At 39.9% G+C, this 13,384-nt stretch carries 8 protein-coding genes; 5 read left to right on the forward strand and 3 right to left on the reverse strand.

From position 1 onward, the window contains the following. Window positions 1-5: 5 nt before the first annotated feature. Genes Q4575_RS03550 through Q4575_RS03560 form a run of 3 tightly spaced genes read right to left on the reverse strand, consistent with a single transcriptional unit; the run spans window position 6 to window position 5,045 of the window. Complete coding sequence (locus Q4575_RS03550; protein WP_215962207.1) at window positions 6-788, reverse strand: sugar-binding protein; 783 nt, start codon at window positions 786-788, stop codon at window positions 6-8. Then, window positions 785-3,670, reverse strand: coding sequence for a gluconokinase, GntK/IdnK-type (locus Q4575_RS03555; RefSeq protein WP_303521336.1), 2,886 nt, complete (start codon window positions 3,668-3,670; stop codon window positions 785-787). Before Q4575_RS03555 ends, Q4575_RS03550 begins: the two co-directional genes overlap by 4 nt. 4 nt (window positions 3,671-3,674) lie before the next feature. Beyond that, window positions 3,675-5,045: an MFS transporter gene (locus Q4575_RS03560; protein ID WP_303521337.1), complete on the reverse strand. Its 1,371-nt coding sequence runs from the start codon at window positions 5,043-5,045 to the stop codon at window positions 3,675-3,677. Between the two features lie 252 nt (window positions 5,046-5,297). On the opposite strand from Q4575_RS03560, the gene Q4575_RS03565 reads away from it, so the two are divergent. The 5 genes from Q4575_RS03565 (at window position 5,298) to Q4575_RS03585 (ending at window position 13,376) form a co-directional block, all read left to right on the forward strand. Further along, window positions 5,298-8,282, forward strand: coding sequence for a TonB-dependent receptor (locus Q4575_RS03565; protein ID WP_215962210.1), 2,985 nt, complete (start codon window positions 5,298-5,300; stop codon window positions 8,280-8,282). Between the two features lie 184 nt (window positions 8,283-8,466). Further along, on the forward strand, window positions 8,467-10,047 hold the full coding sequence (locus Q4575_RS03570; RefSeq protein WP_303521338.1) for a tryptophan halogenase family protein: 1,581 nt from the start codon (window positions 8,467-8,469) through the stop codon (window positions 10,045-10,047). Window positions 10,048-10,068: 21 nt separating this feature from the next. Beyond that, window positions 10,069-10,797, forward strand: a complete 729-nt coding sequence (locus tag Q4575_RS03575; protein ID WP_215962212.1) for a SapC family protein — start codon at window positions 10,069-10,071, stop codon at window positions 10,795-10,797. A 47-nt stretch (window positions 10,798-10,844) separates the two neighbouring features. Beyond that, window positions 10,845-11,861, forward strand: a complete 1,017-nt coding sequence (locus Q4575_RS03580) for a cupin-like domain-containing protein (protein WP_303521339.1) — start codon at window positions 10,845-10,847, stop codon at window positions 11,859-11,861. Window positions 11,862-11,873: 12 nt separating this feature from the next. After that, on the forward strand, window positions 11,874-13,376 hold the full coding sequence (locus Q4575_RS03585) for a tryptophan halogenase family protein (RefSeq protein ID WP_303521340.1): 1,503 nt from the start codon (window positions 11,874-11,876) through the stop codon (window positions 13,374-13,376). Window positions 13,377-13,384 lie beyond the last annotated feature (8 nt).

Below are 13,384 nucleotides of genomic sequence, written 5' to 3' on the forward strand. Positions count from 1 at the left end.
TTCGCTTAGTCACCAATTAACGTCAGTTTGGAAAATACATCAGCCAACCGATAACCTAAATTTGTATCGCCATTAATCGGTTCAACCTTAGTTGATCCAATAAAATGTTCTCGGGTTTTACTGCCGTCGTTGTCACAATAAGCCAACATAAATCCAAGCACTTTTCCTTGGTGCAATGTGACAGGTTGTTTACCTATATTAGGTTTAAACGAATCGTCATAGACAGAGATCGCCATTTCCCAAATCACTTTACCGTTTTGATGACGCATCCAGCGACTTTTAATATGGTCGTTAAGCGTTAAAAATGGCGTTTTACCTGAACTGTCTTTTTCACCAATATCAACCGCTTGATTATCTAATGCAACATGATAAGCAAAGGCATTGTAATTAAACTGATGTTCACCACCTGAGGCATCTTCATCCAAAAAGACTTCCAATGTATCGTCGTCCCAATAAAACTCTAGAGGGTCTGCGATTTTATCTATAAGTACATCGTCTTCAAATTCGGCGACAAGATACAAAGCGTCTTTATCCCACAATAATTTAAAGCGCCCATTAAAATCTGACTTATCTGGCATGCCGCCTAAAATAGGTTGATCCAAATTGTGCCAAGTCGCTTTATCCCACTGTTTGTCTAATTCACCATCAATGACAATCGCCGTGTCAATGTGATGTGCCACAAAACTCGGTGTTACCGCGTCGTTAGCTGCTGTTAAGTAAGTTGCTGCGAATAGCGAACAAGTCGCAATTACCTTAGCGCTTACTTTTAACTTTGATAAAAATGTCATATTAGATCCTTAATGCTATTGATAACCTCTTCGAGCGGCTGCGTGCCATCAATATGAACCACATCTTGCTCATCGGTTGTAATTTGCTCCATTGACGACAATTGGCTGGCCAATAAATTGGGGTCAAAAAAGTGAGTTTCTCTATTTTGCAATCGTTGTTTGAGTATGGGTTCTGACACTTTAAGATTAAAATAGCGGACGTCTAATCCCAATGTTCTAAATCGCTCACGATGCTTTTGTTTTAAACCGGAGTAAGCTAACACAGTGTTTTGTTTTTGACAGCGCAAAGTTGTCAAATAGGTAGACAATTTAGTTATCCAATGGTCGCGATAGTTATCGTCGAGCGGAATTCCCTGCGCCATTTGTTTTTTTGCCCATTCTGAATGAAAGTCATCCGCATCGACAAAGACACTATTGCATTGGCTTGCCAACGATTTTGCGACCGCCGTTTTACCGCTGCCACTGACCCCCATAATAATACAGAGCTTGGCCTGAGTTCTTGCCACATAAGGCAATTTGATCTCTATTTTATAGGAGGTATCGGGTTTGATATTCAGTAATCTATTTTGGGCTAAAGCGCGGCCGTTACAACTAGTCTGTTGTTGTTCAATATTAGCATCTCGAATTATTTCAACGGTGAATAACGCACCGCGATATTGCCGACTAAACCCAAAGCCTTGCCAATCCGAAGGCAGTTGTGGCGATATTTCTACGCCATTTGTTAACCCTTTAAAACCACAAAGGTGCTCATTAACACAACGCATTAACCAACTAATAGTGCCTGTATTAAATAAGTTGGATGAACGGCCGGCATAGTCGGGGAATTGAAAATACGCACCACGGTAATAATTAGGCACAAAGTTCGGCAACTGATCTCGGTTTATACCACTCTCGGGTAACGCTATCATTCGAGTAAGGACGTCAAATGCTTGATCGGTAAGGCCTTGCTCAAATAGGGCGTAGGCGTAAAATATGGCTGCGTGGTTATACACAGATCCGTTTTCAGACACGCCTGGGGATTTTTGTGTTATACGGCCGACATCTTCAACCATTTTGGTATAGCTTGGCGCTAACATTGTATAACCATATGGGGTTAATAAATGTTGGTTAATCTGGGTTAACGCTTCTGGCTGTTCAGCTATAGTAGTTACACCACTTAACATGGCCCACGACTGTGCATTAAGAAACATTTTTCCTTCTGCATCTTTTTCTGTACCAAACAAACGACCATCATCGGTAATACCTCGTCCAAACCACTTTCCAGATTGAAAAGCGTTCAGTGCGGCGTTGTTCAAATACTGCATAGACGTTTGGTAATGGCTGTGTTTTTTCGCGTTATAGGTTGGTAAAAACTGATCACAAATTTTAACCCAGCATTTAATTGCATAAGCCGTTGCAAACGTAAGCCATGAGGATACACCTTTGCCTTTATAACCAACCATATTCATAGGGTCACACCAATCTCCCTGAGCGATTAAACTCAAGCCATTACGATCGGTATTATTTATTAGCCAATCCAATGCCTTTTCGACGTGTTCTGTGACAGTGCCAGAGGATTTTTTGTCTGCATAAGCAACAACTTCATCCAATACTGAGGTATCACCGGTTTGCTCTAAATAGGCAAGTAAAACGAGAGATAACCAAACATTATGATCCGCATGTGGCACTTGATTAATGTACTTTAATTCAGCTTCGTCTGTGAGGAGGATCCCGTCGGGTAGTTCGCCGTTGGCTTGCTGCTGTGTTAGCGCGAATATCAACCGCTCTCTAGTCACTGATGGCGATAAATAGATCATCCCCATCGCGTCTTGCAAATAGTTACGAGTCTGCGGATCGGTGCTTAATCTATTAACATCGCCGTGGTAAAACGCCTGGCGTGGGAGCCAATAATTAACAACATGATTGAGCCCAACATTTGGGGAATCAAAATGTAGGTTTCCAACACACTGCTGAACATAGTTGAGGTACTCAGCTCTCACGTTGTTGAAGTATGCCAAATGGCATTTGCTTTTTATTTCTGAAATTTCTTCAATATTATTTGCAGGCCCAAATAAAAAGCATAAAGATTCGTTAGCATGTTTTTCCAAGGTCACATCGTGCTGTAATACCGCAATTGGGGTTTCGTAATTGACGGTTTTAGAGGGCAAGACACCATGTTGAATTGCATCGGGTTGGGTTAGACCACCTTCCCCGACAAAATCAGCAAAGCTGCAGCACCAGCTTGTTGCTTTTTTATCTGACATCAAAAATGTTTTATCGTTTAAATTTTTAACTGTTGGGTAGTCTTCAACCTTTTGATATGCCGTAACGCTACTCGCAACAATTGTATTTAGCTCTGGTTTAAACGTTGCCGCTTGATTCATCCACGACATATAGCCAATAGAAAAACAGGTGTATATTGATAATTTTCGCTCTGAATCATCACTGTTTTTAACGTCCAGCGACCAATACTCAAGATTGGTTTCCAAGTCGAGATTAAAGATAATGTCAAACCGCCAAGACAAGTGTTTAATTTGCCACCGCACTTCTGACATTTCCGCATTAAACACAAACGAATCTAGCGTTTTACGCATAGGTTCGTAAGGTAACGAAAATACTTCGCCCGTCGCATGGTCTTTAATGTAAAAAAATCGACCTGGGTGCTCTGTATAAAATGGCTGCTCAGGTTGAATAAAGGTTTTCGCTTCTAAATTAGGTCCATGAGAATACTTCGCAGGCTCTGGTTGCATAAATTGCGAGATCACATAACCTCGGCAATTAACCTGCGCAACCATATTTTTATTCCACAGAAAATGACTTGCTTTTGGCAGTTCTGTTGGGGAGTTGAGAGATATCGTCTTACCCTTGTTACCCCAACTTATAGGGCTCGATTGAATATACATTGATTTAGTTCGCTTTTTTAATTATCAACTGTTGTTGAATGTGATCAACTTTTTCTTTATTTAGCGGATAACGCCAAATGAAAAACACCGATAAAAATGAAAATACTGCCGGCACCAAACTCATCAAAAGTACAATTCCTAACTGAGAGTCAGCCGATTGCTGCTGATTTGCAATGTACCCAAGTGAACCCAGCAGCCACCCCATCATCGCTCCTGCCAATGCGCCGCCTAATTTTTGCGAGAATGCCGCTGCGGAAAAAATCATCGCGGTCGCTCGTCGACCATTTTTTAGTTCTGAGTAATCGGCAGTGTCAGCATACATAGAAAAAACCAAAGGCGACTTTGGCCCAAGGCACAAACCAATCAATATTTGAATGATAAAAATAAGCGCTAAATTATCTGCGGGAATAAAAAAGAAACCAACGGACAGCACGGTGACGGCAAGCATTAAAATCAATAACAATTGTTTCTTATCTATGTACTTAACCATTATGGGCGTTAACGCTGCACCGACCATCAGTGACAACATGTAGGCTGTAGAAAAGGCCCCAATTAAGTCTTCACGACCAACAAAATACTTAAAGTAAAATGTGCCACTGCTGCCACGTAATGTAATGGTCAACATTATGATAAGAGCCAGAGCGAATAAAATGATCCAAGGCTTGTTTGTTAGGAGGTCAGCAAGATCTTGCTTAACTGGCGTCGGGGTCGTTTGAATTGGTTGCACTCGTTCTTTAGTAGTAAAAAATGTCGTTGCAAATAACATCGCTGCGACTGCGCCGTAGCAGACCATTGTCAGCTGCCATCCTAGTACTTCATTGCCTTGGCCAAAATAAGCGACACACTCAGGCGTTAGATAAGCGACTAATGTACCGCCCGAAAATGCGCCTATAAATCGAAAGCTAGTTAAAGTTGTACGTTGATTTGAGTCAGATGTAATAACGCCCATAAGTGCGCCGTATGGCACATTAATAAAGGTATACGCCAACATCATAAATATATAGGTACCGTAAGCCCAGGCAAGTTTCCCGCTATCACTGGTGTCAGGAACGGTAAAGGTTAAAACTCCTGCTGCGACAATTGGGATTATGCCCCACAAAAGATAAGGACGGAATTTCCCCCATTTGGTTTTAGTGCGATCTGCGAGCGCGCCCATTAATGGATCAGAGAACGCATCGACCATACGGGTTACTAACATCATGGTGCCTACTGCTGCAGCCGACAAACCAAAAACATCGGTATAAAATATAAACAAGAATACGTCAAACACCCGCCAATAAAAATTAGATGCAACATCTCCGCACGCATACCCTATTTTTTCTTTTAAACTCAATTGTTGATTGTTATCTTTTTTATCAATTGAACTTTCAATCATTTCCTCGTCCCCGCTCCATGATTTTAATGCAAATTATTCAAACACTTTATGTAAGCGCTTACAAGATGTAATGATAAAAAGTAACAAAAAATTACTGACGATGAAATTTATTAATAAATTATGCTTGATCATTATGAAATTTTGTTTTAACTTTTTGTAAGCGCTTTCAGGAAATTTTTAAAAAAACACCCAATGTAAGCGCTTCCAACTTTGGATTACATAACAACATCAACAGGAAGCAGCGAGGACAATATGAATAATAATCGCTTTGTGAAAACAAAATTAGCAACAAGTGTGTCACTTATTTTAGGTGCACTTTCAACGCCACTATACGCAGCAGACGAAACAGATGCGGACGCAGATGTCGAAGTCATACAGGTAACTGGTATTCGTGGAAGTTTAATTAAATCACAGGATTTGAAACGTTCTAGTAGTGGCGTAGTTGACGCTATTTCTGCAGAAGATATCGGTAAATTCCCAGATACTAACCTTGCAGAATCGATGCAACGTATCGCAGGTGTTTCAATTGACCGTCAAAACGGTGAAGGTAGTAAAGTAACCGTTCGTGGTATTCCACCTGAGATGAACTTAGTTACGTTAAATGGTCGTCAAATGCCAGTAACAACGGGTAACCGTTCATTTGATTTCGCTAATATTGCTTCTGAAAGCATCAGTGGCGTAATCGTAACAAAAACTGGTGATGCAGCGGTACCTACTGGTGGCATCGGTTCAGTTATTGACATTCAAACTCACAAACCTTTAGCACATGGTGGCACTAAAGCTTCATTTGGTGTTAAAGCTGTAGCTGATACTTCTACAGAAGATGGTTCAGTTACTCCTGAGCTTTCTGGTTTATATTCAACTGTCTCTGAAGACGGTAATTTTGGTGTTGCGATTTCAGCAAGTTACCAAGAACGTGAAAGTGGTAACGCTCAAGCGTTAGTTGGTACCGGTTGGCGTTCATTCCCTGGTACTGCTGATACCGATTGGTCTGGCTCAAATGCCGCATGGGGTGGTGTTGCTAAAGATGCAACTCAAACAAACCGTCCTGCAGATTCAGATGTATATTCAGTGCCTCAAACTGGTATTTATAAGTTTGAAGAACAACAACGTACCCGCACAAACGCCCAGTTGGTATTGCAATACCGTCCAATTGAGTCAGTAACGGCGACACTTGACTACACATACATGCAAAACGACATTGATGTTCAACACAATGATATTTCTGCTTGGTATAACTTTGGTACGTCAGAAAATATTTGGACAGATGGTCCAGTAGCTTCGCCATTAATCTATTCAGAAGATTACGGTGATGGTGCCGGTAATGGTCTTGCCGATTTATCTATGGCGCGTGGTTTCTCCTCGAACCGCAACGAAAGTAAGTCTCTTGGTTTGAATGTTGAGTGGCAAGTAAATTCAGATTTAAAACTAACATTTGACGCACATAGTTCTGAGGCTTCTCGAACACCAAATGGTAAGTACGGTTCTGCTGCTAATATGTCTATGGCCGCTTTTGTTCGTAGTCGAGCGGCAACTGACTTTTCAGGCGACCGTCCTATTTTAGCTGTTGATGGCAGTGAAGACGTTCAATGGTCTGATATGCGAGTAACGGGTAGTACGTTTGGTAACTCACAAGACGCGTCAGATTTATCACAACAACAAGTAAATGGTAGCTACATTCTAAACGAAAATAGCAGCATTGACTTTGGTGTATCACTAACAACAGTAAGCAACCATTCGCAAGCAGTTAACGTTCAGCGTAATGACTGGGGCGGCATGGGTGTTGATGAGCCAAGTATCTTTACTGAAGATATGTTCCCTGTAGATAGTATCCAAGATCGCTTTAATACAAGCGGCGGCAACTTCGATGGACTATCTGGTAATATGCAAGCAATCGATAGAATGTTTGTTTGGGATTTTGAAGCAATTCGCGATATCGCAGCTGTAGCATACCCAACATCTGCTGGCACAATCGAAGGCGATTGTGGCAACTTATTCTGTCCATCTACAAACTACGGCGCTGATACAGACCGTGAGACGGAAGAAGATTCTACTGCAATTTACGCCAAGTTTAACTACGAAGGCGAAATGGGCGATATGTATTATAGCTTGCATGTTGGTGCTCGTTATGAAGATACTGAAGTTGTATCAACTTCAATCGTTACAGCGCGTTCTGGCGCGACTTGGATTTCAGCTAACGAAGTAATCTTAGGTGACGGCGGACGTGTTTACCAAACACAAACTGGCGGTTATGATTATTTCTTACCAAGCATTAATTTAAACGTAGACGTAACTGACGATATTATCGTTCGTGCAGCTTATAGCCAAACAATTGGTCGTCCAAATTATAGTGATATCCAAGGTGGAACAGTTGTTGGTTCTTTAGCGAGAACGAGTGGCGGTAATGGTAGTGCCGGTAACCCTAGTCTATTGCCATTAGAGTCAACTAACTTAGATTTGTCTGTTGAATGGTATTACAGTGAATCAAGTTATTTGTCTTTTGGTTTATTCAAAAAAGACACGCAAAACTATATTGCTAACGTAGTCGACAATTCTGATATCTACAACATCGCTAACCCTGGTGATGGTGCAAAATATGACGCTGCTCGTGCTGCGACAGGATCTGTAGATGCTAATGTAATCCGTGACTATATCTTCGCTAACTATGCAGATGACCCGTTTGTAGATGTTGCAACTGGTGTTATCACTGGTGACCCAGCAACTGATAACGTTATGAACATGGCGATTACTGTCCCTACTAATGACGATCGTAAAACACCTATTGATGGTATGGAATTATCACTCCAGCATATGTTTGACGAATCAGGTTTTGGCGTTATTGCGAACTACACTGCTGTGAATACGGATTTATCGTACGACGTAATGGATTTGAACGACCAACCGGTATTAACAAATATCAGTGACTCGGCAAACTTCATCGCATTCTATGACGCAAACGGTTTCCAAGCACGTATCGCCTATAACTGGCGTGATGAGTTCTTATCATCACGTTACCAAGGTGATGTAGGTCCTTCTCCAGTATTTGTAGAAGCATACTCTCAAATTGACTTTAACATGAGTTATGACGTTGCCCAGGTTGAAGGCTTAACTGTCTTCTTCGAAGGGATTAACATCACTGACAACTTCACTCGTTCTCACGGACGTTCTGAAAAACAAGTGTTAAACTTAACTGAGACGGGTCCACGTTATAACTTTGGCGCTCGTTATTCATTTTAATTAAAATGGGTTAGCTTATACCTAGCCCCTTGCTAATTAAATTGTAAAGAAGTCGTTATGATACTCTTGAGTAACGACTTCTCTTTTTATCCTTTCTAAATATTTTAAAATCAAAACATTTACTTAAACGTATTAATTTTAACGTATTTTCTATACCTTATAGGTAGTTGAATTGCAGTAGGTAATGAGAGTGAAGACAGAAATAAAACGAATAGTAATAGTAGGTGGTGGCACTGCAGGTTGGTTAACTGCATGTGTTTTAGCCGCTGAACTGGATTTAATTAATTCAGACTTCTCTATTACTTTAGTTGAATCTTCAGACATTAATCCAATTGGGGTTGGGGAAGGCACTTGGCCTACAATGCGCGGTACGTTAAAAAAAATCGGCATCAGTGAAAATGAATTTATTTCAACTTGTGATGCAAGCTTTAAACAAGGCTCTCAATTTATTAATTGGCAAGGCCAAACCGCAACTAATCCTGTTTATGCGCAAGATAGTTATATCCACCCTTTTACGCTGCCGCAAGATTTTCAAAACATCAATTTAGCACCGCATTGGCAAGAGTATTCTGAACAAGTTAACTTTGCTGATGCAGTTTCAAGTCAGAGTGTGCTATCAAAACTAGGGAAAGCGCCTAAGTTAATTACCACTCCAGAATATTCATTTATCAGTAACTATGGGTATCACTTAGACGCTGGAAAATTTAGTGGGTTACTGAAAAAACAAGCAAAAGACAAATTAAACGTTAACCACATAATCGACAATGTTATCGCCGTCAATAATGACAAAAACGCTGATATCAGTGATATAGAAACAGAAAAAAACGGCAAAATTGCCGGTGACTTATTTGTTGATTGCACCGGGTTTGCTTCATTATTAATTGGTAAACATTACAATATCGACTTCATTTCCAAACAACACCAATTATTTAATAACACAGCCATTGCAATCCAAGCACCTTATAACGATCCTAATGACGACATAGCTTCTTGTACCTTATCCACGGCTCAATCAAATGGTTGGATTTGGGATATTGGTTTACAAAGCCGACGTGGTGTAGGCCATGTATTTTCAAGTGAACATACAAGTGCAGAAAAAGCAGAACAACAATTAAGACAATATTTAACCGCTACTTTAGGTTTAAAAAAAGCAGAAGAGCTTACTTCTAGGACGATTAAATTCAACCCGGGTCACAGAAAAAAGTTTTGGCATAACAACTGTTTGGCCATTGGTATGTCAGCTGGGTTTATTGAGCCCTTAGAAGCTTCGGCGTTAGCGCTTATTGAACAGTCTGCTATGTTTTTAGCAGAACAATTCCCTAAGAATCGGTCTACGATGAAGATAATTGCCAAACGATACAACCAAACAACGTCACAACATTGGACACAAATAATAGAGTTTTTAAAGCTCCATTATGTTTTATCGAAACGCACAGACAGCCAATATTGGTTTGATAATGTCGCTACTGAATCTATTCCAGAGTCACTCATAGAAAACTTAGAGTTATGGCAACATCAGTATCCATATCATGCAGACCAAGTCGCTCGTAATCCTTTGTTCCCAGCAGCAAGTTACCAGTATGTAATGTTTGGAATGGGATTTAAGTCTTCGTCGATTACGAAACGAAACAATAAAATAATTCAACAAAAAGCACAGCAATTGTTTAAAGAAAATATACAACGGACGCAGCAACAAGCAGCAGTATTAACCTCAAATCGTGAATTACTAAATAAAGTAAAAAAATTCGGGTTTGCAAAAATATAACAAAAATTAAATAGGTGCTTCATGGCAACTCAAAAATTAGTCAACAACATCGATCACAAAGACACAAAAATTATTACAGAACGTTCAGCTACTTATGGTGATGATATTTGGTTTACCCAAACCTTTCCCGCTGAATTTCGAAGTGTACAAGCCTACTACCCTATTTTTTTCACGAAAGATGAAAACACAGGTAAATTCCTTCCTGTTGCTCTGTTTGGATTTGAACAAAACGAAAATTTGTTCATTAACGACGGGCTTTGGCATGTTCCTTATATTCCTTTAATGCATGCAAGAGCACCTTTCCTAATTGGTAAACAAACACTATTAGAAGATGGCGTTGAAAAACTTCAACGAGTTTTATTTATCGATGAAAATCATCCACGAGTAAATACAGAGCAAGGTGCGCCTTTATTTTTAGAGTTTGGTGCCAATGCGCCTTATTTAGAAAACATGGCTAACATGATGGAAACATTGCATCATGGAATGCAAGATAATGACGTATTTATCGGGCGCCTTGTAGAATTAGAGTTGCTTGAATCGTTCACATTGGATGTTGAATTAAATGATAAATCTAAACATCAAATGTTAGGTTTTTATACGATTAATGAAGACAAACTTGCCGAACTAAGTGACGACGATGTGGCACAGTTACATAAAGATGGTCATTTGCAAGCTATTTATATGGCAATTGCTTCACAATCAAACGTCACGAGATTATTACTACTTAAAAACGCGGCACTTGGTCTGTAGGTTTATGCCAAAGAAAATGCAAATTGTGTTAATAAATAAGGTCGATAATGTTAGACATTAAGAACAAAGTCGAGGAGATCTGTTTAGCCCCTGGCGACGATTTACCTGAGTCCATTATTAACACAGCAAAGCCAGTTTTAATTAGAGGTTTTATTAATCATTGGCCTTTAGTTAAAGCTGGAAAAACGTCCAACGACGATGCATTTGAATATTTGAGCAAAGCCTATAACGGTCAGCCTATTACTGCTTATTATGCACAACCTGAAGCTAAAGGAAGAATTTTTTACAATTCTGATTTTAACGGATTTAATTTTCAAAGTGCTTCGTTAGATTTACATACCGTTTTAAGTAAATTGAACGAGTTGAAAAGTGATCCTGAACCCCCTGCTGTTTACGTTGGTTCGACGAATATCAATCGACACTTTCCTGAATTAAATCTTGAGAACAAGGTAAATATCGCAGGCGTGCAACCTATTACTAACTTATGGTTGGGCAACCGAACTAAAATTTCTGCTCACTTTGATTTCCCAAACAATTTGGCGTGTTGTGCGGTAGGACAAAGACGTTTTATCTTGTTTCCCCCAGAACAAGTTAAAAACCTATATGTTGGTCCCAAAGAGGCTTCACCTGGTGGACAAGACATCAGTTTAGTTGATTTTGATCAACCAGACTTAGTCAGGTATCCAAAATTTCAACACGCAATAGACAATGCTTTTGTTGCAAACTTAGAAGCCGGAGATGCGTTATTTATTCCAAGTATGTGGTGGCACCATGTCGAAGGCTTAACGGACTTCAACGTACTAATCACACATTGGTGGCGCAATAGTTCTGCGTTTATGGGGAAACCTGACAATGCACTCGACTTAGCTATATTAAGCCTTAGAAATTTGCCGTACGAACAACGCCAAGCTTGGAAAGCCATATTTGAACATTATGTATTTGACCATAATGAAGAAGATATCCAACACATTCCTAATCATGCTCAAGGTTGTTTAACATTGCCAATGCCTGAGCTTGAAGCGCGAAAACTTAGAGCTAAATTGTTAGAACAACTAAAACGATAATGAGTCATTAATATGAACGATACTAAATCATCTATGAAACCAGTTAAAAAAGTTGTTATTGCCGGTGGTGGAACCGCAGGTTGGATGGCCGCTGCTGCCCTTACCAAATTACTCGGTAAAAACATTGATGTGACTCTAGTTGAATCTGATGCAATACCGACAGTCGGAGTAGGTGAAGCAACGATCCCAACCTTACACATTTTTCATCAATTGTTGGGAATTAAAGAACAAGACTTTATGGCTGCCACGAATGCCACTTTTAAAATGGGTATTTCATTTGAAAACTGGCGTGATGTAAAACAAGACTACATTCACTCTTTTGGCTTTTTGGGTCAAGATTGTTGGGCGGCAGGTTTTCAACACTTTTGGCTAAAAGGTCATCAACGTGGAATAGTTTCTGAAATTGGTGATTATGTTCCAGAGCATCTTGCGGCTCGAGAAGGCAGATTTGCTGTTTTAGCGAATCAACAATTAAACCATGCTTATCATTTGGACGCTGGTTTATATGCAAAATACTTACGTAACATAGCAGAACAACATGGTATTAATCGTATAGAAGGCAAAATTGATAATGTAAATTTATCTAAGCAAAACGGGTTTATTGAATCGCTGACATTAGATTCTGGAAAAATAGTTGAAGGTGATTTGTTTTTAGACTGCACAGGTTTCAGAGGATTACTCATTGAAAATGCGCTGCATACGGGGTTTGACGATTGGAGTCACATGTTACCGTGCGATAGCGCAATTGCAGTGCAAACTGAAACTGTAGGCAAACCTGTGCCATATACTCGTTCAATTGCGCATGATGCCGGTTGGCAATGGCGTATCCCCCTGCAGAACCGCACAGGTAACGGATTAGTTTTTTGTAGTAAATATATGACCGACGACGAAGCCATCGCGAAGTTACGCGAGAACCTTGTTGGTAAGTTATTAAATGAACCTCGTGTTATCAAATTTAAAACTGGTACTCGCCGGAAACACTGGAACAAAAACTGTATCGCTGTTGGATTGTCCTCAGGTTTTATTGAACCTTTAGAGTCAACAAGTATTCACTTATTCCAACGCGCAATTGTGCGTCTTATGCAAATGTTCCCAAGTAAGGGGATTAATCAAGCCGATATCGAAGAGTTTAATGCCCAAACTAAGTTCGAACATGACAATATAAAAGACTTTATTATTTTGCACTATCATTTGACAGAACGTGAAGACACTCCTTTTTGGCGTTATTGTAAAACCATGGAAATTCCAGATTCACTGCAACATAGAATGGATTTGTTTAAACAATCGGGACGAGTATTTAAACGCGCAGAAGAATTATTTGGTGAAACATCTTGGGTTCAAGTTATGTTAGGTCAAGGTCTAATGCCTGAACAATATCACCCAATTGTTGACCAAATGGATGATGCGGAATTAGATAACTTTTTAACGCATATAAAAAGCAGTGTCAAAAAGAAAGTCGCCGCGTGGCCAGATCATTATGATTTCTTAAAACATTATTGTAAAACGTCTGTTTAGGCAATTAG

Origin of the sequence: Psychrosphaera sp. 1_MG-2023, from assembly GCF_030548245.1 — a bacterium.
Lineage (GTDB): Bacteria > Pseudomonadota > Gammaproteobacteria > Enterobacterales > Alteromonadaceae > Psychrosphaera > Psychrosphaera algicola.

Bases quoted from the DNA above. Each gene is read 5' to 3' on its own strand.
- Q4575_RS03550 (WP_215962207.1), bottom strand. From the start codon at position 788: ATGACATTTTTATCAAAGTTAAAAGTAAGCGCTAAGGTAATTGCGACT.
- Q4575_RS03555 (WP_303521336.1), bottom strand. From the start codon at position 3,670: ATGTATATTCAATCGAGCCCTATAAGTTGGGGTAACAAGGGTAAGACG.
- Q4575_RS03560 (WP_303521337.1), bottom strand. From the start codon at position 5,045: ATGATTGAAAGTTCAATTGATAAAAAAGATAACAATCAACAATTGAGT.
- Q4575_RS03565 (WP_215962210.1), top strand. From the start codon at position 5,298: ATGAATAATAATCGCTTTGTGAAAACAAAATTAGCAACAAGTGTGTCA.
- Q4575_RS03570 (WP_303521338.1), top strand. From the start codon at position 8,467: ATGAGAGTGAAGACAGAAATAAAACGAATAGTAATAGTAGGTGGTGGC.
- Q4575_RS03575 (WP_215962212.1), top strand. From the start codon at position 10,069: ATGGCAACTCAAAAATTAGTCAACAACATCGATCACAAAGACACAAAA.
- Q4575_RS03580 (WP_303521339.1), top strand. From the start codon at position 10,845: ATGTTAGACATTAAGAACAAAGTCGAGGAGATCTGTTTAGCCCCTGGC.
- Q4575_RS03585 (WP_303521340.1), top strand. From the start codon at position 11,874: ATGAACGATACTAAATCATCTATGAAACCAGTTAAAAAAGTTGTTATT.